Here is a 25,778-nt window from a genome sequence, read left to right on the forward strand (position 1 = left end):
ATCATTCTTAACAAGTTTTTGAATTTTAAAACTATTGATCTGTAATTGATTGGAAAAAGTTATCAGAAAAAGGAGTATTTTAGGGAGAGGGGTTAGGGAAGTTGATCGATAAGTAATCAAATTCGGCTTAAACTAGAAATTGGTTATGAGTTTTTCAACTAAACTGACTTTCGCGTTCCGTTATTATCTTGAGATTGCACCGATTGATTCCTATGACTCTTTCTACACTGCCTTTACTGGGCTTAAAAGCTGATCATTTTCGTCATCCCCTTGACCTGCAAGCGACGAGTTCCCTTAAGCAAATTCCAGGTCTGGATGTATTGGTGCGCCAGTTTTTGGGTTCTTTGGGCGAACGGTTTTTTTATTTGGAAAATATTGCTTCCAGTGTTTTAGTTGGCGAACAGCAACTTCCTGATCTTCATCAATTGCTGTTGAATGCTTGTCAGACGTTGGATTTAGAACCGCCTCAACTTTATATTCGTCAACATCCGGTTCCGAATGCTTATACGTTTGCAATGCGGGGTGAAAAGCCGTTTATTGTTATTCATACGTCTTTAATTGAACTGTTGACTCCCGAAGAAATTCAAGCGGTTATTGCTCACGAGTTGGGTCATCTCAAGTGTGAACATGGGGTTTATTTAACGTTGGCGAATTTGCTGGTTTTAGCCGCAGGACAGTTATCGCCTTGGGGTGCGGTTCTGACTCAAGGCTTACAGGCTCAGATTTTAGAATGGTTGCGGTGTGCTGAGTTTACTTGCGATCGCGCGGCTCTGTTGGCGACTCAAAACCCCCGCACGGTGATGTCTGTGTTGATGAAGTTGTCGGGGGGTTCGCCCAGTTTGGCTTCAAAATTGAATCTGGATGCGTTTTTAGCTCAAGCCAAAGCCTATGACGAGATGAGCAAGGATGAACTCGGAGAGTTGCTCAAACAAGCTCAATCTTCTCAACTGACTCATCCTCTCCCGGTGCTGCGGGTTCGAGAAATTGATCGCTGGTCGAGTAGTTCAGATTATCAAGACTTGCTAAAAGGAAACTTAAGGGTGTATAATGATGAAGTTACCCAAAAGGGCGGGTGGCGAAATTGGTAGACGCACCACACTCAAAATGTGGCGATGAAAGTCGTGAGAGTTCGAGTCTCTCTCCGCCCATATTGCTACACAATATATAGGACAAGAGTTTTCACCATCACGGTATCTCCGATATCATTAGACGTTAATCTCTTTGTACCTTAAGATTGCCCCGGAGTGCTAATTGGGATTGTTCTTCTTCAAAAAAACCGTGATATTACTGAGGCTGAACCAGAAAAACATTGTTTAACTTGGAAACAGAGTGAAAACTTTTTCAACTCCTATTTTTCCATTTTAAACTATCCTATGCGAGTTCCCTCACCCAACTTCGCCTTTCTCCAACAACATGACCCCCAACTGGTTCGCCTCGCAACTGTTGCAGAAGCTTACTTCAAAGAAGACCCCATCACCTGTTTGATGAAATTGCGACAGTTTGGGGAACTTCTCGCCCAACTCGTCGCCGCCAACGTTGGACTTTATACCGACCCCGCAGAACCCCAACTCGACCTACTCCGGCGCCTGTCTTCTAATAACCTCATTCCCGGTAACGTCGAACCCCTATTTCACGAACTGCGAAAAGCCGGAAACGACGCCACCCACAACCTCACAGGCGACCACCGAACCGCCCTCAGTAACCTTAAATACGCCCGACAACTGGGGATATGGTTTCATCGGACTTTTGCTTCTGACAGCCAATTTAAAGCCGGGGCGTTTATTCCCCCTCCTGACCCCACAGAGGAAACCGTTGCAGTTCAGCAAGAATTAGAAAAATTAAGAATAGAAGCCGCCCAATATCTCACCGAAGCCGAACTCGCCAAAGCCAAAGCCCAACAAGAAGAAGAACTGCGACAAATTGCCGAAGAACTCCTCAAAGAAGCCGAAGCGGAGGTCGAAAAAACCTCAAAACGACTCCAACATCTGCAAGCTACCAACGTCGCCCAGTCTCCCCAACGGGTTGAACAGGCTGTAAAACCCGCCCAAGACGCCGAAACTCAAATAGACCTCGACGAGAGGGAAACCCGCCGTTTAATTGACGCCCAATTGCGCTTGGCAGGGTGGAGAGTTGATTCGTCCAGCCTAACTTATTCTAACGGAACTCGCCCCCAAAAATCTGAGAATTTGGCGATCGCAGAATGGCCGACAACTCAGGGACGGGCGGACTATGTTTTGTTTGTGGGGCTTCAGGTGGTGGGGGTTGTGGAAGCCAAACGTCAAATTAAAGATGTTTCTGGGGCGGTTGACCAGGCCAAGCGGTACAGTCGAAGTTATCGAAAAAAAGGGGATGAAATCTTATTAGGAAATTGGGGAGAATATCGGGTTCCGTTTGTGTTTGCTACCAACGGACGGGAGTACCTCCATCAACTCCAAATGCAAAGCGGAATTTGGTTTTGTGATGTTCGTAAACCGGATAATTTACGGCGTTCGTTGAGGGGGTGGTACAGTCCTGAAGGGTTGAAAGCGTTACTTTCTCAGGATGTAGAAACCGCCCACGAACAATTAGAAACCGAACCTTTTAATTATAACATTGATTTGCGAGAATATCAAGTTAAAGCGATTCAAACGCTAGAAGCGGCGTTAGCAGAAAATAAACGCAATTTGCTGTTAGCAATGGCGACGGGAACGGGAAAGACAAAGACGAGTATTGTTTTGGTTTATCGGTTATTAAAATCCAAGCGGTTTCGGCGGGTTTTGTTTTTAGTAGATCGAACTGCATTGGGGGAACAAGCGGCGAATGCGTTTAAAGAAACTCGGTTAGAAAGTTTGCAAACGTTTGGGGATATTTTTGAAATTCGGGAGTTAACAGATAATCAAATTGACACGGATACAAAGTTAAATATTGCGACGGTTCAAGGGTTTGTGAAACGGTTGTTTTATCCGGGTGATGAGACTAATATTCCCAAAGTTGATGAGTATGATTGTATTATTGTCGATGAATGTCATCGGGGATATGTACTCGACAAGGAGTTAAGCGAAAATGAGTTAACCTTTCGGGATTTTTCCGATTATATTTCTAAGTATCAGCGTGTTCTTGACTATTTTGATGCGGTGAAAATTGGCTTGACGGCGACGCCTGCTTTGCACACGACTCAGATTTTTGGTGATCCGGTTTTTACTTACAGTTATCGAGAAGCGGTGATGGAGGGTTGGTTAATTGATTACGAACCTCCGATACAAATTATAACGGAATTATCGGAAACGGGGATGGTTTGGCAACCGGGATAAAATCTAGAATATTTTGACCCTAAAACGGGTAAAATTGATTTAGTTCACGCGCCGGATGAGATAAAAATCGAGATTGAACAGTTTAATAGGCGGGTGATTACTGAATCGTTTAATCAGGTGGTTTGTGAGCAACTGGCTGAATATCTTGACCCAAGTTTACCGGAAAAAACGTTAATTTTTTGTGCAACAGATCGCCATGCTGATTTAGTGGTTTATTTGTTAAAACGGGCGCTACAAACTCAGTACGGAAGTGTTGATGATGAGGAGGTTAAGAAGATTACGGGAACGGCGGATAAACCTTTAGAATTGATTCGGCGGTACAAAAACGAAGCTAGTCCAAAAATTGTGGTGACGGTAGATTTATTGACGACGGGAATTGATGTGCCGGCGATTTGTAATGTGGTGTTTCTGCGGCGGGTGAATTCCCGGATTTTGTATGAACAAATGTTGGGAAGGGCGACTCGGCGATGTGATGAGATTGGGAAAACAGTTTTCCGGGTGTTTGATGCGGTAAAATTGTATGAGGGGATTGGTCTGCTTTCCAGTATGAAGCCTGTTGTCGTCAATCCTCAGATTAGTTTTAGTCAACTGGTTTATGAACTTTCGACGGTGCAGAATGTTCAGGCGTTACCGGAGATTGTAGACCAATTCTTAGCGAAGTTTCAACAAAAGCGACGCTATCTAAGTGGGGATAGCAAAGAACAGCTTGAAAGTTTGGCGGGAATGTCGATAACGGATATGGCAAAATATTTGAAGCGCAGTTCTCCCCGCGAGGTGGTAGAATGGTTTGGGGATAAAAAGGCGATCGCGGAGTTGTTGGATCGAAAAGATGGCGGAAGAAAACCGCTTTTGATTTCTCGCCATGTTGACCGAGTGATTCGAGTTGAACGGGGTTACGGGAAGGCGGAGAAACCGCAAGATTATCTCGACAGTTTCCGTACCTTTTTGAATGAGAATATTAACCAAATTCCGGCTTTGATGGCGGTGGTACAACGTCCCCGTGAGTTAACGCGAAGTCAGTTAAAAGAGGTCAAGTTATTGTTAGATAATGCGGGATATTCGGAAACCAATTTACAAACGGCTTGGCGAGAAACAACAAACCAGGATATCGCCGCTTCTATTATCGGATTTATTCGTCAGGCGGCGCTGGGTGATGCTTTAATATCTTATACTGAAAGGGTGGATAAAGCGATCGCTAAAATTATCGCTTCTCGCAGTTGGACTGAACCGCAACGCAAATGGTTAGAACGCATTGGGAAGCAGTTAAAATTAGAAACGATAGTTGATAAGGCGGCGTTTGAACAGGGACAGTTTAAGTCTATGGGTGGGTTTAATCGCATTAATAAAACATTCGATGGGGAGTTGGAGAATATTTTGAGTGAGATTAATCGGGAGATTTGGGAAGATGTGGGATAATGGAAGATCCCCCTAAATCCCCCTTAAAAAGGGGGACTTTATCCCCCCTAAATTTCCCAGTTTATCCCCCTAAATCCCCCTTAAAAAGGGGGACTTTATCCCCCTAAATCCCCCAGTTTATCCCCCTAAATCCCCCTTAAAAAGGGGGACTTTATCCCCCTAAATCCCCCAGTTTATCCCCCTAAATCCCCCTTAAAAAGGGGGACTTTCAACCCCCCTAAATTTCCCTGGAAAATGGATAATTTGAATAAAACACCCCCCTTTTTAAGGGGGGAGGGGGGGATAAAAAACCTACTAAATCCCCAAAAAAGGGACTTTCAACCCCCCTTTTTAAGGGGGGAAGGGGGGATAAAAAACCTAGAAACATTGCCAACAAATCTTTAAATACTTCAGATTAAAGTGTGAAAATGACAGCAACTACTGATATTGTTCAAAAACTTTGGAATCTCTGCAACGTTCTTCGGGATGACGGGATAACTTATCTCCAATATGTCACCGAATTAACTTATTTATTGTTCCTGAAAATGGCGCAGGAAACCAACACTGAAAACCAATTACCGAAGGGGTTTCAGTGGATAAATTTGGTGGAGAAAGACGGGATAGAACAGCTTAAATTTTATCGTCAATTGCTGGTAACGTTGGGTTCAGAAACGGCAAATACAAGGGTTCAAGCCATATTTGCAAACGCCCAAACCGCCCTAAAACAGCCTCGAATTCTCAATAAACTTGTTACCAGTATTGATGAATTAGATTGGTATTCAGCGAAGGAAGAAGGGTTAGGAAATCTCTATGAAGGGTTATTAGAAAAGAACGCAGGAGAGAAAAAATCCGGGGCGGGTCAATATTTTACCCCTCGCCCTTTGATTGATTGTATGGTAAAATTAATGCAGCCTCAACCGGGAGAATTAATTCAAGACCCGGCGGCGGGTACGGGTGGTTTTTTGATTGCGGCTGACCGTTTTATTAAACAACAAACGGATGATTTATTTGACTACTCCGAGGCTGTACAGGATTTTCAGAAATATCAGGCGTTTTATGGGATGGAATTGGTACAAGACGCCCATCGGTTGCTGTTAATGAATATGCTGTTACACGGAATAGAAGGTGAGGTGAGTTTGGGCGATACGCTTTCGGGTGAGGGCGAACGACTTCCGAAGGCTAATTTAATATTAACTAACCCTCCTTTTGGGACGAAAAAGGGCGGCGGAAAACCCACAAGGGATGATTTTACTTACCCGACTTCTAACAAACAATTAGCATTTTTGCAGCATATTTATCGGGGTTTGCAACCATTAGGACGGGCGGCGGTGGTGTTACCGGATAATGTATTATTTGAGGATGGACAGGGGCGAAAAGTTCGGGCGGACTTGATGAATAAGTGTAATTTACATACGATTTTAAGATTACCGACGGGGATTTTCTACGCCCAAGGGGTGAAAACAAATGTGCTATTTTTTCAACGGGGAACGACAGAAAAGGGGAATACAAAAGCCGTTTGGTTTTATGATATGAGAACCAATATGCCGAGTTTTGGGAAACGTATTCCTCTGACTCATCAGCATTTTGAAGAATTTGAGGGTTGTTATGGCGATGACTGCAATGGAAACAGCCAACGAATAGACTTAGGAGAAGAAGGGCGGTTTCGTTGTTTTAGTCGGGAGGATATTGCTAAACGGGGGGATAACCTTGATATTTCTTGGCTGCGGGATGAGAGTTTACAGAGTGGGGAAAATTTACCTGAACCCGATATTATTGCTGCGGAGATTTTTCAACGGTTACAAAGTGCAACGGATGAGATGGAAGCGTTAATGTTATTGTTGGAAGAAGAATAGGCAAAAGGCAATAGGCAATAGGGGGAATCAGGCAATAGGCAATAGGCAATAGGCAATAGAATAGAGTTTTAACTATAGTCTATCATAGTGTATACACCTGATTCAAAATAACGATTAAATATAACAGAGAAATGATGAATGATGAATTAATGGAATTACCTGAAGGTTGGCAATTAGCAAGAATAGATAAATTAGGAATCATAATTACGGGTTCAACCCCTCCGAAGAAAAAAGCAGAGTTTTTTGGAGATAGTTTACCTTTTTATAAGCCAACTGATTTGGATGCCGGATATAAAGTTACACAAGCAAGAGAATATTTATCAGAATTAGGAGCAAGTCAAAGTAGAGTTATTCCCCCTTTATCTGTATTGGTAACTTGTATTGGCGCGACCATTGGAAAAACTGGATTAACGAGAAATGTATGTGCAACTAATCAACAAATTAATGCTATTATTCCTGAAAAAAATATTTTACCACAGTGGTTATTCTGGATTATTACCAGTCCTCAAGGACAGCAATTAATTATTGATAATGCTTCTGCAACTACCTTACCCATTCTCAACAAAAGTCGCTTTAGTGAATTACCTGTTCCTCTACCTCCCCTCAACGAACAGAAACGCATAGTCGCCAAAATAGAAGCGTTACAGGAGAGGAGTCAACGAGTCAAAGCCGAACTTGTGGCGATACGTCCCCTATTAGACCAATTTCGTCAATCTGTTCTCGCTGCTGCGTTTCGAGGTGATTTAACCAAAGATTGGCGGGAGAAAAACCCAGATATTGAACCTGCGTCTGTGTTGTTAGAAAGGATAAAAATTGAACGGCGTCGGCGTTGGGAAGAAGCAGAATTAGAGAAGATGAAAGCAGCAGGTAAAACACCCAAAGATGATAAATGGAAGCAGAAATATAAAGAACCCGAACCCGTTAACTCTGATGATTTACCCCTATTACCTGATGGTTGGTGTTGGGTTAATTTAGAAGAATTATCAGAAATAGATTTAGGCAAGATGCTAGATAGAGGTAAAGAGCAAAAAGGAAAATTAATTCCTTATCTTCGTAATATCAATGTTCGTTGGGATTACTTTGATTTAGATGATTTGCTAACAATGGATTTTGAAAACCATGAACTTGAAAGGTTTGGTCTTAACAAAGGAGATATTTTAGTTTGTGAAGGAGGAGAGCCAGGACGGTGTGCTGTGTGGGAATTAGAAAATAGCGAGATTAAATATCAAAAAACTCTACATCGTTTAAGACCATTTTTAGAATTTTCTCGGTATTGGATTGTTTATCATTTGAAACTTGATGCTATTCAAGGAACTGTATCTGATTACTGTAGTGGAAGCACGATAAAACATTTAACAAAAGCTTTATTTCAAAAGTATCCAATAAGACTAACTAACCTTAAAGAACAAAAAGAAATCGTCAACCGGATTGACAAACTCTTTAAAATAGCGGATAATATAGAACACCTATACCAACAAACAGAAATTGACTTAGAAACGTTAAATCAATCAATTCTGGCTAAAGCATTCCGAGGCGAACTGGTTCCCCAAAACCCCAACGACGAACCCGCATCAGAGCTATTAGAACGTATTCGCAAAGAACGAGAAACCCACAGCAAACCCGCCAAACAAACCCGCAAAAAACCCCCCAAAACCGACAACAACAATTCAACCCAACTCACATTAGAAGGGATCGAATAACCCCAAAATTCATCTGGCTTCAGTTCTCAAAGCGGGTGGGGGGAATCGAACCCCCATCATTAGCTTGGAAGGCTAAGGTTTTACCACTAAACTACACCCGCAATATTGCAGTCCTACTAATATAGCACAGCTTTTGCTGAAATTGATCAACATTTGCTGAAAAATTTTTCAGATCACTCAGCAACGGGTTCGGAAGCAATAACAAAGGTAGATACAGGTTCATCTATGCCTTTGAGCGGCTGCATATCCGAGGAGAGAATTTCCCGTTTATCCAGGTATTGAGCGACGTCTGCGGATACTAAAATACTATTGGGAGAAGCGACTTCCTGTAACCGAGCCGCAATATTCACCGAAGGGCCAATCGCCGTATAATCTGATCGCTCTTTCGCCCCAAACATCCCAACCACCGCCATCCCCTGATGAATTCCGCAACGAAAACGCACAGGTTCAACCCCATTATGACCAATTAAACTTCGCTCTAGCCAACTTTGGTTTAACTTGTCTAAAGCCCGCAGCATCGCCCGTGCAGAAGCCAATGCACGCCTCACCTGTTCCTGGGGGGGTAACTCCTTGGGTGCGCCATACAAAGCCATTACCGCATCTCCGATAAACTTATCAACCGTTCCGCCATTTTCAAAGACAGCTTGAGTCATAGCGGCTAAATATTCATTCAAAACTTGGGCTATCAGGCGAGATTGAAGTTGATTAGACATTCGCGTAAACCCAACAATATCTGTAAATAAAATCGTCACTAAACGCGGTTCTGGGTTCAAATCTAAGACCAAATCACCTGCTGCTGCAAGTTCCACCATCGGAGGTGGTAAAAACCGTCTTAAAACTGATTCTGTCAGATATCGATTTAACTCTCCTACTCGGCGTTCATTTTCTTTTAAAGCCCGCAGATTTCGCACTTCAGCCAGGAGTTCTCGATCATTAAAGGGTTTGGAAACATAAGCATCTGCTCCCCGTTCAACCCCTTCTATTCGGGTATCTTCATCAGCTTTTGCGGTTAATAAAATAATCGGAGTTCCCCTTAACTCCGAGTCTTCCCGAATCATCCGAATTAAATCTAATCCTGAGACATTCGGCATCATTAAATCAGTAATAATCACTTCCGGGCGATAAGCTTTTGCTTGGTCAAATCCTTCCGCCCCATTCCGAGCCATGACAATATTAAAATTAGCTTGTCGCAAAATATTGGATAAATAGCGGCGCAAATCTGGATTATCATCAACAACTAAAATGATATTTTCTGTCGATTCAGTTGTATAAATAGGAGGAATAAGAGCCATTTTGTTATCAGCCGATTCTTGAACTTCATCCTCACTGAATTCAACTTCAACATCTGCCAATTCTACGGCGGCTCGTCTAGGATTTAACTCGGCTGGAACTTCTAGAACTTGTTCGGCTGGTAAATGAGTAGTTCCGCTTTGTAACCAAATGGTGAATGTTGTTCCTTCACCATAAACCGAATCAATGAAAATTTGACCTCGATGTAAATCTACCAATTCTTTAACCAAAGCTAATCCTAACCCACTGCCTTCATAGGAACGATTCGTTGAACCTTCTGCTTGACGAAAGCGTTCAAATAAATGGGGAATTTGTTCGCGATGAATCCCAATTCCCGTATCTTTAACTTGTAACCGACAATAACTTCCCGTTGGTTCTAGATTGATAAAAATAGTGCCATCTTCTGGCGTAAATTTCATGGCGTTAGACAGCAGATTATAGAGAACTTTATCAAAGCGTTCTAAGTCTAAATATATCGGATCACAGGATTTTAAATCCGTCACCAGTTGAATTCCTTTTTTATCACAATAGGGTTGAAACGATTCAATCGTTTGACGGCAAAATTCCACTAAATCACAAGGACGAAAACTCGGTTGCATTCGTCCAGCATCAAATCGCTGTAAATCGAGTAACTGATTGACTAAACGCAAGAGTCGCCGAGAATTTCTCAGGGCTATTTTAGCTTGTTCATAAGGTAAACCTTGCATCTGATTAACGACTGATTCTAAAGGGCCAATCATCAGCGTTAACGGGGTGCGAAATTCATGGGAAATATTCTGAAAAAACTCAGTTTTTAAGCGATCAACTTCTAGTAATCTTTCCGCTTGTTGACGAGTTTTTTGATAAAGACGGGCTTGTTGTACGGCTAAAGCGGCTTGGATAGCGACAACTTGGACTAAAGTCACTTCAGCTTCCGTCCATTTGCGGATGGCGTCGTTTTGACGCAGAGAAATACTGCCGATAATTTGATCATCTAACAGTAAAGGTAGTACCATTAACGCTTTCGACGGCGATCGCAAAGGAAGTTCAATTAAGTTCCAATCGGGTTTTTGAGTCAAATCATTAATCACGACGGGCTGCTGAGTCTCTAGCAAGCGTTGCAGCACAGGATTTCCCCGAATGGGAACCGCCGACTGAGGTAAACTTGCTGGGCTTTTAGCCTCAGAGGAAGCCTCGTGGGTATCCTCTTCTGACCAGTTTGACACCAAAGAAGTTTCTTGGTGAGCATCATACAAGCCCACACATTGCACAAATTCATCCTCTTTCGTCCACAGAGACAGGGCGCAACCGTCAACTCTCAGGGCTTGTCCAAGTTGTTGGGTAATAGCCGCAAAAATCTTTTGGGGATCAAGACTTGAACGGATCGCCGCCGTGATGGTATTAACGAGTGCTTCCCGTCTAGCGAGTTCTTGGAGTTGTTCGTAGGCGCGGGCTTGAGAGAGGGCGAGGGCGGCTTGATCAGCAACCGTACTCACCAACTGAACTTCGTGATCGATCCATTCTCGCAAATCTTCAACTTGGTGCATGGCGAGAACAGCCATCAGTTCTTGTTGATAAAAGAGCGGTACAATCAGGCTAGAGCAGATATTCGCGGTGCTGTAGGCTTGTTTGCGGGAGTCGAATTGTTCAGAATTGCCTTGAATTCGTTCATCAGTTTGAGCATCTTGGATGATTTCAACGGTTGTTGTTTGCCAAACGAGGGTTTTAAATTCGGAATTGGCAATCCTCAAGTCAGAATCTTTTAAGCCAGAAGCCTGATAAACAAACCATTCCTCGAGCATTTCCCCCTCTTGAAAGGGTTGTAAAATGCAGTAACTCACCTCAAACATTTGCCCAACCGTTTCGACAATCCGTTGCAGCATTTCGCGATAATTGAGAGCTGAACGAATCGTACTCGTAACGGCGTAGAGAAGGGATTCTTGTCGCAGCGCTCTTTTAAGTTCTTCGGTACGAGTTTTGAGGACGTTGTGGGTTTCTAAAGCTTGGTTAACGATCGCCTTGAGTTCTTCGGCTTCCCAGGGTTTAGTGACGTATTTGAAGACCTGACCGGAGTTAATCGCTTCAACTAAATCCTCTACATCAGTATAACCGGTTAACAGAATTCGGATGGCGTCGGGATACTGAGTCGCCGCCAAGCTGAGGAGTTCTGTTCCACTCATTTGAGGCATTCGCTGATCTGAGATAATCACAGCAACATCCTCTTCCTGAGTTAAAATTTGTAGAGCCTCATGCCCACTTTCCGCCCTCAAGACCTTATAAGCACGATAAAACGTCCGATAGAGCAGGTCTAAGTTGTCGGGTTCATCGTCAACAACTAGAATTTTGGGCTTAGATTTCTTGGGGAAATTCATGCACCGCTCTCCTGCTGCAAAAGCGAATGATGTTACTCAAAAGGGTGGACGGGGGCAAGTGATGAGTGATCATCGTTGCCAGAAAAACGCCATTCAGTCAGCATAACGGTTCACCAAATCAGGTATAACACTCTTTGATTTTGGGGGAGTTGTCTAGAATGCACCCATATCAATCATATTCTGATCTATTGTTAATTGGTATCACGCTCACCCTGAGTGCTGTCTTGAGTGCTGTGTATCTTTTTATTCAATGTACTGCGACTCACCCGTTGATTGCTGAATAAGATTGCCCTTTTTCATCGGCGCAATTCTAATGAGTGAATCTAAGATGGGTTACAGTGTTATACCATGAACTCACCCATAGTGAATCCATTCTTCTTGACCTCAACCTCTAATACTCAAGGGGTTTCCGGATATTCTTCCAATCCTTCTCACTTGAGTATCCGTTCGGCTACATCTGCGGATGTATTGCCACTCACCGAAGTCTTAGCGGAAAGTTTCCACTCTCGCGAAGGCTTTTTCGGCTGGGTTTATCCCATCCTGCGTCTGGGAATTTATGAAGATTTACGCAACCGTTTGGCGAGTGGAACCGATCATTATGTTTGTCTGGTTGCCCTGAACGCCAATTCCGCCCGCCCCCAAGTCCATAAATCGCCGCTCACGCCAGAAGTCTTAGTGGGAACGGTAGAAATGGCATTGCGATCGCCCAATGCTTGGATCGCTTCGGGATCTCGCCAGTTTCCCTATTTATCGAATCTGGCGGTTCATCCTCAGTATCGACGCTTGGGAGTCGCCCAACAGTTACTCAGTCGCTGTGAAGCGATCGCCCGTCAATGGGGATATTCTCAATTGTACCTGCACGTTTTAGAAAACAACTCTCCTGCTAAACGGTTGTATTTCAAAGCAGGTTATCGGTTAGCCGAAATTGATCACAGTTGGAATCCCCTACTGTTTGGCCAGCCAAGACGACTGTTCATGCGGAAAACCCTGAATCGTTAGCTGGTGGTTTGCTGTTTTTGCGCGACTCGCAAGATTTGACCTGCTAAAATGGCGGCTCCAAATCCATTATCAATGTTAACGACTCCGACTCCCGCCGCACAAGAGTTTAACATGGTTAACAAGGGTGCTAAACCGTTTAAACTGGCTCCGTAGCCGATACTGGTCGGAACAGCAATCACCGGACAGTCGGCTAAACCCGCCACGACACTGGGTAATGCTCCCTCCATTCCCGCGACTACGATTAAGACATCTGCTTCTGCGATTAAATGCCAGTTACTCAACAAGCGGTGGACTCCGGCGACTCCCACATCCCACAGTCGTTTGACGGGAAAACCGCATAAATTCGCAGTCACGGCGGCTTCCTCAGCGACGGGTAAATCGGCGGTTCCGGCGGTCAAAATGGTAATGGTTTGAGATGATTTGGTCTGCACAATTGCCGGAGTAATCGCACAAATCCGAGCAGTCTGGTAATAACATAGATCGGGGATTTTGGCAAGTAATTTCTCATAGACATCGGCTTCAATGCGAGTTGCCATTACTGTAGTGTTATGTTGTCGCATCGCCTGAATAATTTCGATGATTTGCTCGGGGGTTTTACCTAGCCCCCAAATCACTTCAGGAAAGCCTGTTCTTAGTTTGCGATGGTGATCAATCCGAGCAAAATCTCCCACAGGTTCAAAGTCAAAATGTTTAATTTTTCTGAGTGCTTCTGTGGGACTCATTTGACCGTTGGCGACCGATTCGAGTAAATCTTTTAAAGCGTCTGGATTCATTTTAAATTTTAACTATTCTTTTATTTTTAGCTCGTATAGATTCCAGAATGCACCACCTAACGGAGTATATTCTAAATTTTCAATGCGATCGCGAATGGCTTCAAATGATAGGGGATTTACCATATATAAAAAGGGCAGTTCCTCTGCTGCTATCTGTTGAGTTTGACCATAAAGTTCTTGGCGTTTTTCTTCGTCTAACTCTTGAGAGGCTTGTATATAAAGAGCATCTATTTTTTGTTCCCAGTCAGACGGTTTCCAGCCGACAATATCTTCCTGTCCGGGTTGTGGGCCTTGATTAAAACTATGTAATCTTCCGTTAACTGACCAAATGACATAACCTCCATGCGGTTCAAAACCGCCTGTAAATCCTCCCAAATAAGCCTCCCAATCTCGACGTCTTAATCGAGCGACAAAGGCGTTAAATTCTAAAGGCTGAGTAAAGACTTTAATTCCCAGTTTACCTAAATCTTGAGTGATTTGGGTTGCCATTTGTGATCGCACTTTCATTCCCGAAGCAATTAAAATTGTAAATTGCACGGGATTCCCATCGGCATCCAATAATCTACCATTTTCGGATTTAAATCCGGCTTCTTCTAGAAGCTTCTTGGCTTTTTCTGGATTATATTGATAGGTCTTTAGTCCGGCTTCGGGTGATAAATAATAAGGGCTTTGTACCGGAATTGCCGAATGTTGTAAGGCTCCTAATCCCAAGTAAATATTATTTTTCATCACCTCTCGATTAATCGCATAATAAATCGCTTGTCGAAAGGCTTTATTATTAAACCAACGAGATTTAGCCGTCGGAACAAACGGTTGATTGGTTTTGGCATCTTTGCCTTGATTTTGATTAAACGTGAGGAAAACTGTTCCCGTATCAGGGCCAGAACTATAAATCGTATATTGACCTCGCTTTTCGTCCGGTTTTAACAGGGGATAAGCTTCTGCTTGTACATCTAAAGTATCTAAGGAACCCGAGCGAAAATTGAGCAGTTGAGTATCCGTACTTTCCATAATTTGCCAAACAATTTGCTCAATAAAGGGTTGGGAATTTCCCTGTTTATCTTGGCGCCAATAATAGGGATTTTTTTGCAAAATGACGCGCTGATTTGCTGCATAACTTGCCAAACGATAAGGCCCATTTCCAATAATTTTATTGGGGTCGGTTTCTGTTCCCCAAGTCGTTAAAAACAGGGGATTTCCCTGAGCATCAAGGGTACGAACCGATGAGGCTAAAGCATGAGCTGGTAATATTGGTAAACCGCCAGCGTAGCGTAAAAATGGCGCAAAAGGTTCAGGAACCGAAAATTCAACGCGGCGATTATCGAGCTTTTTCACGGTGGGATATTGACCTTTTTCCCCCACTGCTAAAATATCGGCGGTTCCACTGGGAATTTTATCGTTGAGATAGATTTCATTGTAGGTGAAAATAATATCATCAACGGTCATCTCTTCTCCATCTGACCACTTTAAATTGTCTCGCAAGGTGATGACGATTTTTTGTCCATCGGGAGAAACGTTCCAAGATTCTGCGAGTCCGGGTTCTAGTTCACCGGTATAGGGATTTTCTCGTAACAATGAGTCGTAAATATAGCCAAAAATACTATAGGCTGATTGATTGAGCGGATAGTTAAAGGTTCCTGGCCCACTGGGAGTCGGAACGACTAAACGAGATGGAAGGGTCGATGTCGCAGGGCTACAGGCGGCGAGGGCGATCGCTAAAATTGCTGCGATCACCATCCCGAGTCCACGATGCCAAATTTGAGTCAAAGGATATTTCATTCTGAAGTGTGTTGAACCTCTAAAACCGAATCAAAAATTACGGTTTCAGATTCTCAGGAAATGTTTCCAAATCCTGCATTCGATTTTCAGGCACAATGACCTTAACTGTCGATTCCCAGGCTGATCATCGCTCCGACAATCATTTCTCCTAAAAAACCTGTTGTTTCAGGTTAGGGCGTAACTTTCTGGCTGACCACCAGTAGATCATACTTTGAGAATAAAAGAATGATAACACAAACCCCGTCTCCGATTCCCCGTACAACCAAATCTTTGATTATGGTTGCAGTACCCAAGGGAGGCTTAGATGGAATTTCAGATGTTACAGACGTCTCTACTGAAGTTCTAGCAAGGCGACAGCATAGGCGGCGATTCCTTCTTCTCGTCCCACTGGGCCTAACTTCTCGTTGGTTGTGGCTTTGATACCGACTTGTTCGGGTTGGATCTGGAGAACTGTAGAAATGCGCTCGCGCATTGCTGAAATATGAGGTTTAAGTTTAGGTCGTTCAGCGACAACGACAGAATCAATATTCCCGACTTTCCAACCCCGTTGTTGAATCATTTGATGGACTTTATCGAGTAGAACTAAACTGTCTGCGCCTGTCCATTTTTCATCGGTTGGGGGAAAGTAGAGTCCGATATCGCCGAGACTGAGCGCTCCTAACATTGCGTCCATGATAGCGTGTGTTAACACATCTGCATCACTGTTTCCTAAGAGTCCGCGTTCGTGTTCAATGTGAATTCCACCTAATATTAACGGTCGTCCCTCGACCAGACGGTGGATATCATAGCCGTTACCGATACGAATATTCATCAGGGTTATTGAGCAATCGCTTCTTTACATGAGTTCATTATCTGATAAGGGCGGTTATCCGTGAACAGTTACCACTACTGCTCACCATCTCCCCATCTCCCCATCTGCCTGTCCCCTGTCCCCTATTTCATATTTTGTAAAAAAATGTTGCAGCTTTTCAGTCGATATGTTAAATTTTGTATAGGTCACAGAAACAACAGAGGAGTTTTTAGACATGGAAAACCAAGAAGGTAAATTTGGATTCACTGAGTTTGCAGAAACTTGGAATGGCCGTCTAGCGATGCTAGGTTTTGTGATTGGAATCGCAACTGAGTACCTAACCGGTCAAGGTATCCTTTCTCAAATTGGCTTAATGTAATTCCATGGAAGTCAGTTGAATTGTTTAGTGTTGCCATACACAATAGTTGAGCTATAGTTGATCAGGTTTCCGGGAGTGATCCTTCGGAAACCTTTGTTATTGAATGATTTTTATAAAACGATAAAAAACTCCTCAAAACTGGAACGCAAGAGGAGTTTTATTATTAGTTGAGTTTGTGTTTTGAGTTTTTCCTTGTCTATCGTAGACTTGATTGCTCTGGAAAATAAAATTTGTACCAGCTTAACAACCCACACAACATCAAGATTTGAAGACTCCAGTGTGTGAACGCAAATCCCCATACAAAACAAGCGAGTCCCGTTAATCCTGCTAAAACAAAAGGGATATCTTCAGACGTTTGTAGATAGACCCAGATGGAGCCTAAACTCAAGGCCAGTAGAATCAAATAAACCCCGGGCATGGTTGCCACCTCCTCGGGAAGCTGTAGATAGTCACTCGGGTAAGATTGACTATTTTTAGTATATATTTAAAGGTAAAGCCAAAACATAAAAAACAGATTAAATCAAGAAATATTGTCACAAAACTTGATACTTAAGATTACAAAACTTGATACTGGATATCTGGACATTTTCTCCGTCAAAAGGAGGATGCGAGATGGGATTTTGTTCAGGTAAAGTCTAAAAAGACAGTTACACTCAAGCCCAATCTAAAATTTTTTCAACTAAAGCTCCTAAACTCAAAGGTTCAAAGGGTTTAGTAATCACTCCACTCACCCCAGACAGAACAAATTTGCGATGTTCTTCAGCTTGTACTTGTGCTGTTAGTAAAATCACGGGGATGTGCTTGGTTTTTGGGTTTATTTGTAGCTTGTGAAACGTCATTAATCCATCCAATTCTGGCATCATTACATCCAGGAGAATAGCGTCGGGTAGTTCTTGACTTGCCTTGAGTATACCCTCTTGACCCGATTGAGCGGTGATCACTTGCCAATTTAAAATGAATTCTAAACTCATTTGGGCAACTTCGCGAATATCGTCTTCATCATCAATGAGTAAAATACGTTTAGTCATTATGCTCACAAGTTAGAAAACTCTCTAATATAGACGATAATAGAAAATTTAAAAAGTTTATAATTGATTCTGAGCCTCAACTGTTATAATCTGTTGGATAGCTATTTTTCGATAGAGCGAGAAAAATCACCTCAAGTTATCTAGACTATTTTAAGTGATCAATGACAGTTCTGACTAACGCTTCTAGAGATTGCGCGGAGTCTGACGACAACTGACCAAAAGCTACATTTTACTCATCGAAAACTCGACTTCAAGTTGGCTCCCCAAATTTTTTCATAAATTTTTAATTTTCGCTTAAGATTGATCTGGGGGGGAGTGAGAGAATTCAAAAACTGCATCAATCTCATTCAAGCATTGAATGATCCTCTTGAATTCTGACTGAATTTTCGAGAAGATATTATCAGTCAGTCAAGGGGTGACACTCCAAGGGAATGCTTTGGTCTGGGACAGAAAACCCGGGGTTAAACTCCGAGAAACGGACAAAACTCCAAGTTGCTATTTTTGCACCTTAGACAATCATCTCAATTGTCACCATTGTATAACGAGTCATTTCACATCAAAGGCAGGGTATGAACAACACTACCAAAAATCAGTCTCAAGATCTCCTCCTCGACATCGCCTGTGAGGAATTTAACTTTGAACGTTGGGCTAAAGCGGTAAAACCGCAGTTAATCGCGGCATTGCGAGGAAATTTTACGGTTACACCTAAACTATGGCAGCAGGCTCAGGAAAAAGTAGACTAAACTTATCTAGACACATCTGAACTGTCAAACTCATTCGCTCTAAAAACAGAACTCCTAAAAAAATTTAGACAAAGTTTGATCTCTGGCGGTTAATAACGCTAGAGTTTTTTTGTCGGTTGAAAATTCCTAGCATTGAGTTCTTCTAACATGAATAAAGTTGCCGTTGCAAAGGTTTTTACATGGTCACTGGGATTCTTTCTATGGTGTACACCCCCTACAGGGGCAGAATATCTAAACAATTTAGATCGATTTTTCGATTCTCCCGCCCTATATGCCGTCACTTCTTCCCAACAGAGGATCTTGCAAAATCTCAAAAGTGCGGATGTTGTGTACTTAGGAGAAACTCACGATCAACTCAAGGATCATCTTGCCCAACTCAATATTATTAAGGCATTATACCATAAAAATTCTCAAATCGTCATTGGGCTGGAAATGTTTCAGCGTCCCTATCAAGAAGTTTTAGATCAATATATCGCAGGTTCAATCAGCGAAACGGAGTTAATTGAGAAAAGTCAATATTTGCAACGTTGGGGTTTTCCCTGGCAAAATTATGCTGAAATTTTGCGGTTTGCGCGGCAAAATAATATTCCAGTTTTAGCTTTAAATACTCCCAGTGAAGTCACCCGTAAGGTGGCAAAAGAAGGCTTAGGAAGCTTAACAGATGAAGATAAACGCTATATTCCGCCTCTGAGCGAAATTCGCACCGATAACGCTGAATATCGGCAAATGCTGCAAGAAATTTATCAACAACATCATCACGGACAAGGAAATAGTGCAGCTTTTGAAAACTTCTTTTTAGCTCAAGTGCTTTGGGATGAAACGATGGCTGAAACCATTGCAAAATATCTCAAGAATCATCCCAAATCTCAAGTGATTGTTTTAGTGGGAAAAGGTCATATTATCTATAACTACGGAATTCCCAGTCGAGTTGAACGGCGATTAAGCGATCGCAATTTAGTTCAGCGTTCGGTTATTTTTTCAACGACAACCGAAGAATCTGTTTCTAATAAAACTCCGATTGCTGACTATATTTGGTTAGTGGAATAAAGGCAAAATCGAGTTAGTTTTTAACATAAAAATCTCGGTTTCCTTTGGCATTCATCGCTTCTCCTAAGCGATTTAACCCATGAACATAGGCAGCCGTTCGCATGGAAATCGCAAGTTCTTGAGAAATACGCCAAATTTCTTCAGTTTCAGCTATCATTTTTTGTTTGAGACGATGATTCACTTCTTGGAGTGTCCAATACAACCCAGCCCGATTTTGCACCCACTCAAAATAACTAACGGTTACGCCTCCTGCATTGACTAAAATATCAGGAATCACTTTAATTCCTCGTTCTTCTAAAATCCGATCTGCTTCTGAAGTGGTTGGGCCGTTTGCCACTTCAAAAATATATTTTGCTTGAATGTCTTTGGCATTTTCAGAGGTGATTTGATTTTCCAAAGCAGCCGGAATCAAAACATCTACATCTAAGGTTAAAAGTTCTTCATTGCTAATCACATCATGTTCAACAATATTACAAACAGTTCCTTCACAATAGACGGCTTTAACGCTTTTATTGGATTCTTTAAACTGTTGAACACTGGGAATATCTAAGCCGTTTTTAGAATAAATTCCCCCTTGAGAATCACTGACGGCAACGACTTTATATCCGGCTTTGGCGAGGAGTTGGGCGAGAGTTGCGCCTGCATTTCCAAAGCCTTGAACAGCAACTTTAGTATTAGGGGGAAATTGACTCAATTTTGCCAGAATTATTTCGATTACAAAAAAAGCCCCCATTGCGGTTGCTGTATCTCGTCCTAAACTTCCCCCTAATGCAATGGGTTTCCCGGTAACAACACCCGGACAAAGTTGACGACGAATGATGCTATATTGATCCATCATCCAGCCCATAATCATTGGGTTGGTGTAAACATCCGGCGCGGGAATATCAATATCTGGGCCAATAAAATCGGCGATCGCATCGACATATCCGCGACTCAAGCGTTCTAATTCGAGTTTTGAAAGTTCTTTCGGATTAACCGTAATTCCGCCTTTCGCACCCCCAAACGGTAAGCTTAAAACGGCACATTTAAAGGTCATCCAAAAGGCTAAAGAGGTGACTTCATCAAGGGAGACAGAGCTATAGTATCTCACCCCTCCTTTGGTTGGCCCTCTGGTGTCATCATACCGCACTCGATAACCTGGAAAAATTTTCAGTGAGCCGTTATCCATGCGAACGGGAATGGAAACGATTAAACTTGATTTAGGATATTTCAGCCGTTCGATAGTATCTTCGGAAAGGGAAACGTAGTTTAAAGCGCCTTCGAGTCTTTGGCTGGCATCTGCAAATAGCGTATCAGACATGGTTGAGGATTAACTGAACTGTATGGTTTAACTCATATCATGGCAGTTCTAAGTTTCATTGGACTTAATAATCTTGCAATAAAAAGAAAGAGAGCCTATCGATCACCAGGTCTAATTTGACAATTGAACTTAAATGTGTATTTTAATTGTCGGATAAACTTTAACTAAGATTTTAGATATTCTTTTCATTTTTTATTGAACAAGAACTAGCACAATTTGAGCAGAATATGTAAAATTGGATTAAGGAATTTACCCAAAGTCGGTTCGTTTAGATGATCCGAATCCGGTTGTTTCAACTTAAGGATATTACGATTATAAAATTCTGGTTGTCTCTCATCCGAAATGATGATCCACTACTTACCTAGATCCCATTATGATAGAACTCCTGGCTGCTCTGTCTGCATCAGCAGCCGCAGGGATGAGAATTGCTTTACCCTTACTTTTAATTGGTTTACTGCAAACGGATTTGTGGGAGCGTGTTCCTTTTTTGTCTCGTTTCTCTCCCCAGTGGGTAGTGGGAGTATTAGTCAGTTGGTCGCTGTTTGAACTGTTCGCCTCTAAAAATGTACTCGGACAGCGAGTTTTAAACTTGATTCAGCTTGTTTGTAGTCCGTTTGTGGGGGCGATTATGGGAACTGCGATCGCCCAAGCCACAGAGGTTCCCGGATGGCTAGTGGGGTTAATTGGAGTAACGGGGGGTTTATTGGCGTTAGTCTTGCAACTGGTACAAGTCGGATGGTTTTACCGTTTGCGAGGTTTACCGATTTGGGCGATTTTTTTTCAAGATCTTCTCTGCATTTCCCTGGTCGTATTTGCCTTTGACGCGCCACAACAGGGAGGATTAATCGCCCTATTGCTGTTGTGGTTAGCGATTCGCAGTTCCAAAGAATGGTATCAATGGTACACCGCCCAAGCCTCACCCAAACAACGCCATCGTCCCCGTCGTCACAAACGCAATCCTGATTAAGCCACAGCGTTTAGAGTAAACCGACTAAATGCAAGGGGCCGTGACCTGTAATTAATTCAACTACAACGGCAACAATCCCAATCATTGCCAAACGCCCATTCCAAACTTCGGCGGCGGTTGTCATTCCCCATTCCCAACGTTCTTGGGGGTACATTTTTGTCTTTTTAGGAGGATGAGCCACTTCAGCAAATGTAATTTGAGGTCCGTCTAAAGCTTCAATCACCATATCGGCTAAATCTTCGATAAAAACCGGATGAGTATTTAAAGCCGGAACCCGATAAAAGTTTTTAATTCCAGATTCTTCAGCGAGATGACGATACTCCATGTCAATTTCTTCGAGAGTTTCGATATGTTCAGACACGAAGCTAATGGGAACCACCATCAGGTTTTCTACCCCTTGTTGAGCGAGTTCAGGGATGGCTTCTTCGGTGTAGGGTTTGAGCCACTCAACCGGGCCTACTCGACTCTGATAAGCCAGAGTATGAGGGTTTGGACGATTGAGGGTTTGCATGATTAACCGCGTACAGTTTTCGATTTCAGTCTGGTAGGGATCACCCGCTTCTTCAACATAATTGACGGGTACCCCGTGAGCGCTGAAAAATAGATGAATGTGTTCAGAATCTTGACAGTGATCAAGTTCTTCAGCGATTAATTGACTCATCGCCTGTAAATAGCCCGGTCGATCATACCAAGAGGGAATCACTGTATAATTAATTTTTTGCAGAGCCGGATCTTCAGACCAAAGTCGTTCTAACAGTCTGAAGCTAGAACCACTGGTACTGATCGAAAATTGGGGATACAAAGGTAAAATCACCAGTTGTTCAACTTGGTCTCGCTTGATTCTGACGAGCGCTTCTTCGGTGAAGGGATGCCAGTAACGCATTCCCACATAAATTTGAACATCATGCCCTTTTTGTTGTAACTTTTCCTCAAGGGCGACAGCTTGTTCTTCCGTAATGCGTCGCAGGGGTGAACCCCCGCCAATCGCTTTATAGTTTTCTTGAGATTTGCTGTAACGCAAGGTCGAGATTAACCAAGCCAGGGGTCGCTGCAACCAACGAAAGGGCAGACGAATGATTTCCGGATCGGAAAATAGGTTATACAAAAAGGGGCGGACATCTTCTAGTTGCTCTGGCCCGCCCAGATTTAACAGTAAAACTCCGACTCGTCCCATAGCGGTTTGTGATCCCCAATTTTTAATCTTTGTTACCTATTTTAATAATAGTAGCCTGATATTGGGGCAAAGTCGATAGTGAAAAAATGCAAATATTTTAGATATGGCAACAATTTTAAGAAGTCTCAGCTACCGTTATCAATGGCTTTACGATACGATCTCGGGTCTGGCTGCCTTGAGTGTAGGGGGAGAAGCCCGTTTTCGGCGATTGGCATTGGAAGGATTGCCTATCAATCCTAACACGAAGGTCTTGGATTTATGTTGTGGGAGTGGACAGGCGACCGAGGTTTTGGTTCAACGTTCTCAAAATGTTGTGGGGTTGGATGCGTCTCCTTTATCATTAAAACGCGCTCAACACAATGTTCCTACGGCTGAATATGTGGAAGCTTTTGCTGAAAAAATGCCCTTTGCTGATGATCAATTTGATGTGGTTCATACCAGTGCGGCTTTACATGAAATGAACCCGGTTCAGCTTGGGCAAATTTTAGAGGAAGTCTATCGGGTTCTCAAGCCAGGAGGGGTGTTTACCTTGGTTGATTTTCATCGCCCTAATAACCCATTATTTTGGCCAGGAATTGCCCTGTTTTTGTGGCTGTTTGAAACGGAAACGGCTTGGCAATTGTTACAAACAGATTTGATGGCGTTACTGTCTGAAGTGGGGTTTCGGGCCAATTTATCGGAAGCGCAGGGGGCTGATTTTCCCCAACAACGGCTTTGTGCCGGGGGTAGTCTTCAGGTGATTCAAGTTCAGAAGCCTGGCGTGAACGGATATCTCTCTCAAGAGTGATTCCTTAAATTCAGTTAACTGAATCCGGGGAAAATATTAAGGATTGCAACAAGAACTGTTTTGCTTGCCAAGTTCGTGATACTAAATGGAAACTAAGATTCTTAATCCGATTTTGTAAACCTCTAAAAACAAAGGAGAAAGTCAATTGATTTACTCAGAATTAATCGCCGCTACAGCAAACACCGTCACGACTGTTTCTTGGAGTCCCAAGACGGCAATTGTGATGATTATCTGCAATATTGTAATGTTTGCGGTTGGTAAATTTGTGATTCAAAAGCCTAATGTTGGCCCTGCACCTAACACCTTTTTAGGCATGAGTTTAGCTGCATTAATTGGGACAGCTTGTTTAGGTCATATTGTTGGTGCGGGTGTGATTCTTGGACTCGCAAACGTCGGTACTCTTTAGATTTGATTTGACTCTACTCTAGAAACCCGGTTTCTCAAAGAAACCGGGTTTCTGTTTGGGGTTTCTGTTTTTATTTTAATGATAATCTTGACCTGAACCATATTTCCAAGCTTCTAACCAACGATGATAGTAATATTGCTGGATGGGTGATAAGTTTTTAATCGAAGGTTCTCGGTTTTTTCCCAGTGAAAATAACGCAGTATAAGCCCCTAAGTTAAAATAGTGAACAGTCCACTCTAATAAAGGCGTTAACCCCACTTGTGGAATCACTTTAAATACAATATCAGGATGAGAAATACTGGTTTTAAACAAGGTTTTGGCTAAGGGGAAAAACTGCACAACATCTTGTAAAAAAGGTTTGAGAACCCCATCGCCTAATTGTTCCATTTCTTGAAATACTGCGGCTAATAGATTGTTAATGGTATCGGGGTTAATCGTTTGATGAACGCCCACACTCATCGAACGTTGAAACAGCCAAGTTACAGACAAACTCGGTTGATAAGGTTGCAACAAAGTTAACGCATTTTGATCGAGACATTCGGTTTTTAAAGCCTCTTCAATTCCCACTGTTAATCGTTTTAAATGACGCACCATTGAACCAAAGCCGCCAAAACTTAAAGGAGATTGACTCGCACTACTATCTCCAACCGGAAGTATTCTATCCCAAGGTGTTTTTAACGGACTATTTTTATAACAGGGGAAAAAGCCAAATAAAGCCCGTTTAAATGTGAGTTGATGGAGTTCGATGTGTTGATATTCGGGTAACAAGCGTAAATATTCTTCAAAAAAGAATTCTAAACTAAATCGTTCAGGATGAGCATCTATGTAGGTAAATAAATACGTTGTGCGTCCATCTTTGGCGGGAAAAGCTTCCCAAAAATATTGACATTGATTTTCTAAAGCCGTGAACGAGGCGAAAATATCCCCCGTTTCATTGTTAGAATATCCGGTTGCACAAGTTCCCACAACTAAACACACCGCATCGGGTTTTTCCCCTTGTCTTGCTTGTCGAACAATTGGCGAAAAATGCCCCATTGCATCTAATAATAATCGGGTGTTAATATTGAGTTTTGATTCATCTTGTTTAGCAGTAATTTTAACCCCATTCGGATGAACCGTTGCGGCTTCATAAACCGTATTTTCAAACAGTTTACCGCCTGCTTCTAGAAAACGAATTTTGAGGGTTTCCAGTAAATAAACGGGGTCAACTCCAATATTCAGAACATCTTTTACCCAAATATCTGGACTATTCGGAAAACTCAAACGAGCGGGATTATATTCGGTAGAAATAGCTTGATTTAATTCATCAGGTGAAAGTAGATTTAACTCTAAAAAAACATCTAATTCTTGACGAGAAATATTCCATTCTTGTTCTCGTCCTTTTAAGATTCCCCGTTCAATTAACGCCACTCGCCAACCCCGACTCGCCAACGAAGCGCCGATTAAAATGCCCAATGTTCCGCCACAAATTGCCAGATCATAATCGATAGTTCCGAGGGGTTCAGAATTGCGTTTAACCGTTTGGGGAATGGGAAGTTGATTGTTTTTCAGCGAGTTCCACAGATTGTCTGCATTTCGCAGTCCGTTGAGGGGATTTCCCGGAATTTGAGTGAGAATTTCTTCAGTTAGAGACATAGAAGTTGGAATAATACACTATTACTAGGATAGAAGATTTTGCAGTGATGGCGATCGCGAGTCACAAAAAAGTAGAATAGACAATACCTATC

20 protein-coding genes and 2 tRNA genes are annotated in these 25,778 nt (G+C 42.5%); 13 read left to right on the forward strand and 9 right to left on the reverse strand.

All coding sequences use genetic code 11. The annotated features are described in order from the left end of the window. Window positions 1-212 precede the first annotated feature (212 nt). The 6 genes from VB836_RS04225 to VB836_RS04250 all read left to right on the forward strand — a co-directional run bounded on the left by VB836_RS04225 (window position 213) and on the right by VB836_RS04250 (window position 8,238). Window positions 213-1,088, forward strand: a complete 876-nt coding sequence (locus VB836_RS04225) for a M48 family metallopeptidase (RefSeq protein ID WP_323218153.1) — start codon at window positions 213-215, stop codon at window positions 1,086-1,088. Then, a tRNA-Leu gene (locus VB836_RS04230) sits at window positions 1,067-1,148 on the forward strand. Before VB836_RS04225 ends, VB836_RS04230 begins: the two co-directional genes overlap by 22 nt. Before the next feature lie 225 nt (window positions 1,149-1,373). Continuing rightward, window positions 1,374-3,290, forward strand: a complete 1,917-nt coding sequence (gene hsdR, locus VB836_RS04235) for a type I restriction-modification system endonuclease (protein WP_323218154.1) — start codon at window positions 1,374-1,376, stop codon at window positions 3,288-3,290. 93 nt (window positions 3,291-3,383) lie between these two features. Further along, entirely contained in the window at window positions 3,384-4,706 is a 1,323-nt protein-coding gene (locus tag VB836_RS04240; RefSeq protein WP_323218155.1) for a type I restriction-modification enzyme R subunit C-terminal domain-containing protein, read from the forward strand. A 407-nt stretch (window positions 4,707-5,113) separates the two neighbouring features. Further along, entirely contained in the window at window positions 5,114-6,538 is a 1,425-nt protein-coding gene (locus VB836_RS04245; RefSeq protein ID WP_323218156.1) for a class I SAM-dependent DNA methyltransferase, read from the forward strand. Window positions 6,539-6,669: 131 nt separating this feature from the next. Further along, the gene (locus tag VB836_RS04250; RefSeq protein WP_323218157.1) at window positions 6,670-8,238 is read left to right on the forward strand and encodes a restriction endonuclease subunit S; all 1,569 of its coding nucleotides are present in this window, start codon (window positions 6,670-6,672) and stop codon (window positions 8,236-8,238) included. A gap of 30 nt (window positions 8,239-8,268) precedes the next feature. On the opposite strand, the gene VB836_RS04255 is transcribed toward VB836_RS04250, so the two are convergent. After that, window positions 8,269-8,339: transfer RNA gene (locus tag VB836_RS04255), tRNA-Gly, on the reverse strand. 72 nt (window positions 8,340-8,411) lie between these two features. Then, complete coding sequence (locus VB836_RS04260; protein ID WP_323218158.1) at window positions 8,412-11,879, reverse strand: response regulator; 3,468 nt, start codon at window positions 11,877-11,879, stop codon at window positions 8,412-8,414. A gap of 348 nt (window positions 11,880-12,227) precedes the next feature. Here VB836_RS04260 and VB836_RS04265 point away from each other — a divergent pair, with 348 nt between their 5' ends. Next, the gene (locus VB836_RS04265) at window positions 12,228-12,878 is read left to right on the forward strand and encodes a GNAT family N-acetyltransferase (RefSeq protein ID WP_323218159.1); all 651 of its coding nucleotides are present in this window, start codon (window positions 12,228-12,230) and stop codon (window positions 12,876-12,878) included. Here VB836_RS04265 and larB read toward each other — a convergent pair. From larB to ispF, 3 genes are all read right to left on the reverse strand, one after another. Then, window positions 12,875-13,651, reverse strand: coding sequence for a nickel pincer cofactor biosynthesis protein LarB (gene larB / locus VB836_RS04270; RefSeq protein ID WP_323218160.1), 777 nt, complete (start codon window positions 13,649-13,651; stop codon window positions 12,875-12,877). The genes VB836_RS04265 and larB overlap by 4 nt on opposite strands. A 12-nt stretch (window positions 13,652-13,663) precedes the next feature. Further along, window positions 13,664-15,388: an ABC transporter substrate-binding protein gene (locus VB836_RS04275; protein ID WP_407659564.1), complete on the reverse strand. Its 1,725-nt coding sequence runs from the start codon at window positions 15,386-15,388 to the stop codon at window positions 13,664-13,666. Window positions 15,389-15,761: 373 nt separating this feature from the next. After that, window positions 15,762-16,241: a 2-C-methyl-D-erythritol 2,4-cyclodiphosphate synthase gene (ispF, locus tag VB836_RS04280; RefSeq protein ID WP_046281783.1), complete on the reverse strand. Its 480-nt coding sequence runs from the start codon at window positions 16,239-16,241 to the stop codon at window positions 15,762-15,764. A gap of 214 nt (window positions 16,242-16,455) precedes the next feature. On the opposite strand from ispF, the gene VB836_RS04285 reads away from it, so the two are divergent. Further along, on the forward strand, window positions 16,456-16,599 hold the full coding sequence (locus VB836_RS04285) for a chlorophyll a/b-binding protein (protein ID WP_046281784.1): 144 nt from the start codon (window positions 16,456-16,458) through the stop codon (window positions 16,597-16,599). Between the two features lie 653 nt (window positions 16,600-17,252). Here VB836_RS04285 and VB836_RS04290 read toward each other — a convergent pair. After that, on the reverse strand, window positions 17,253-17,630 hold the full coding sequence (locus VB836_RS04290; protein WP_323218198.1) for a response regulator: 378 nt from the start codon (window positions 17,628-17,630) through the stop codon (window positions 17,253-17,255). Between the two features lie 566 nt (window positions 17,631-18,196). Between VB836_RS04290 and VB836_RS04295 the strand changes: the two genes are divergently transcribed. Both VB836_RS04295 and VB836_RS04300 read left to right on the forward strand, forming a co-directional pair. Continuing rightward, window positions 18,197-18,370, forward strand: coding sequence for a hypothetical protein (locus VB836_RS04295; protein WP_160315433.1), 174 nt, complete (start codon window positions 18,197-18,199; stop codon window positions 18,368-18,370). A 147-nt stretch (window positions 18,371-18,517) separates the two neighbouring features. After that, window positions 18,518-19,417 carry a ChaN family lipoprotein gene (locus tag VB836_RS04300; protein WP_046276984.1) on the forward strand — a complete coding sequence of 300 codons (900 nt, stop codon included), beginning with the start codon at window positions 18,518-18,520 and terminating at the stop codon, window positions 19,415-19,417. Between the two features lie 13 nt (window positions 19,418-19,430). Here the strand turns inward: VB836_RS04300 and VB836_RS04305 are convergent, their stop codons facing one another. Beyond that, window positions 19,431-20,717: a Glu/Leu/Phe/Val family dehydrogenase gene (locus tag VB836_RS04305; protein WP_323218163.1), complete on the reverse strand. Its 1,287-nt coding sequence runs from the start codon at window positions 20,715-20,717 to the stop codon at window positions 19,431-19,433. Window positions 20,718-21,090: 373 nt separating this feature from the next. On the opposite strand from VB836_RS04305, the gene VB836_RS04310 reads away from it, so the two are divergent. Then, window positions 21,091-21,684 carry a DUF4126 domain-containing protein gene (locus VB836_RS04310; protein ID WP_046276986.1) on the forward strand — a complete coding sequence of 198 codons (594 nt, stop codon included), beginning with the start codon at window positions 21,091-21,093 and terminating at the stop codon, window positions 21,682-21,684. A gap of 10 nt (window positions 21,685-21,694) precedes the next feature. On the opposite strand, the gene hemH is transcribed toward VB836_RS04310, so the two are convergent. Beyond that, window positions 21,695-22,858, reverse strand: coding sequence for a ferrochelatase (gene hemH, locus VB836_RS04315; protein WP_323218164.1), 1,164 nt, complete (start codon window positions 22,856-22,858; stop codon window positions 21,695-21,697). A gap of 103 nt (window positions 22,859-22,961) precedes the next feature. On the opposite strand from hemH, the gene VB836_RS04320 reads away from it, so the two are divergent. Next, window positions 22,962-23,645, forward strand: coding sequence for a class I SAM-dependent methyltransferase (locus VB836_RS04320; RefSeq protein WP_323218165.1), 684 nt, complete (start codon window positions 22,962-22,964; stop codon window positions 23,643-23,645). A 145-nt stretch (window positions 23,646-23,790) separates the two neighbouring features. Continuing rightward, window positions 23,791-24,051, forward strand: a complete 261-nt coding sequence (psaK, locus tag VB836_RS04325; protein ID WP_082172536.1) for a photosystem I reaction center subunit PsaK — start codon at window positions 23,791-23,793, stop codon at window positions 24,049-24,051. Window positions 24,052-24,126: 75 nt separating this feature from the next. On the opposite strand, the gene VB836_RS04330 is transcribed toward psaK, so the two are convergent. Then, window positions 24,127-25,686, reverse strand: coding sequence for an FAD-dependent oxidoreductase (locus VB836_RS04330; protein WP_323218166.1), 1,560 nt, complete (start codon window positions 25,684-25,686; stop codon window positions 24,127-24,129). Window positions 25,687-25,778: the final 92 nt, after the last annotated feature.

This window comes from Limnoraphis robusta BA-68 BA1, assembly GCF_034932365.1.
GTDB classification, from domain to species: domain Bacteria; phylum Cyanobacteriota; class Cyanobacteriia; order Cyanobacteriales; family Microcoleaceae; genus Capilliphycus; species Capilliphycus robustus.

What these genes read in the sequence shown, in the direction of transcription:
- VB836_RS04225 (WP_323218153.1), top strand. Translation starts at nt 213, where the DNA reads ATGACTCTTTCTACACTGCCTTTACTGGGCTTAAAAGCTGATCATTTT.
- hsdR (WP_323218154.1), top strand. Translation starts at nt 1,374, where the DNA reads ATGCGAGTTCCCTCACCCAACTTCGCCTTTCTCCAACAACATGACCCC.
- VB836_RS04245 (WP_323218156.1), top strand. Translation starts at nt 5,114, where the DNA reads ATGACAGCAACTACTGATATTGTTCAAAAACTTTGGAATCTCTGCAAC.
- VB836_RS04250 (WP_323218157.1), top strand. Translation starts at nt 6,670, where the DNA reads ATGATGAATGATGAATTAATGGAATTACCTGAAGGTTGGCAATTAGCA.
- VB836_RS04260 (WP_323218158.1), bottom strand. Translation starts at nt 11,879, where the DNA reads ATGAATTTCCCCAAGAAATCTAAGCCCAAAATTCTAGTTGTTGACGAT.
- VB836_RS04265 (WP_323218159.1), top strand. Translation starts at nt 12,228, where the DNA reads ATGAACTCACCCATAGTGAATCCATTCTTCTTGACCTCAACCTCTAAT.
- larB (WP_323218160.1), bottom strand. Translation starts at nt 13,651, where the DNA reads ATGAATCCAGACGCTTTAAAAGATTTACTCGAATCGGTCGCCAACGGT.
- VB836_RS04275 (WP_407659564.1), bottom strand. Translation starts at nt 15,388, where the DNA reads ATGGTGATCGCAGCAATTTTAGCGATCGCCCTCGCCGCCTGTAGCCCT.
- ispF (WP_046281783.1), bottom strand. Translation starts at nt 16,241, where the DNA reads ATGAATATTCGTATCGGTAACGGCTATGATATCCACCGTCTGGTCGAG.
- VB836_RS04285 (WP_046281784.1), top strand. Translation starts at nt 16,456, where the DNA reads ATGGAAAACCAAGAAGGTAAATTTGGATTCACTGAGTTTGCAGAAACT.
- VB836_RS04295 (WP_160315433.1), top strand. Translation starts at nt 18,197, where the DNA reads ATGAACAACACTACCAAAAATCAGTCTCAAGATCTCCTCCTCGACATC.
- VB836_RS04300 (WP_046276984.1), top strand. Translation starts at nt 18,518, where the DNA reads ATGAATAAAGTTGCCGTTGCAAAGGTTTTTACATGGTCACTGGGATTC.
- VB836_RS04305 (WP_323218163.1), bottom strand. Translation starts at nt 20,717, where the DNA reads ATGTCTGATACGCTATTTGCAGATGCCAGCCAAAGACTCGAAGGCGCT.
- VB836_RS04310 (WP_046276986.1), top strand. Translation starts at nt 21,091, where the DNA reads ATGATAGAACTCCTGGCTGCTCTGTCTGCATCAGCAGCCGCAGGGATG.
- hemH (WP_323218164.1), bottom strand. Translation starts at nt 22,858, where the DNA reads ATGGGACGAGTCGGAGTTTTACTGTTAAATCTGGGCGGGCCAGAGCAA.
- VB836_RS04320 (WP_323218165.1), top strand. Translation starts at nt 22,962, where the DNA reads ATGGCAACAATTTTAAGAAGTCTCAGCTACCGTTATCAATGGCTTTAC.
- VB836_RS04330 (WP_323218166.1), bottom strand. Translation starts at nt 25,686, where the DNA reads ATGTCTCTAACTGAAGAAATTCTCACTCAAATTCCGGGAAATCCCCTC.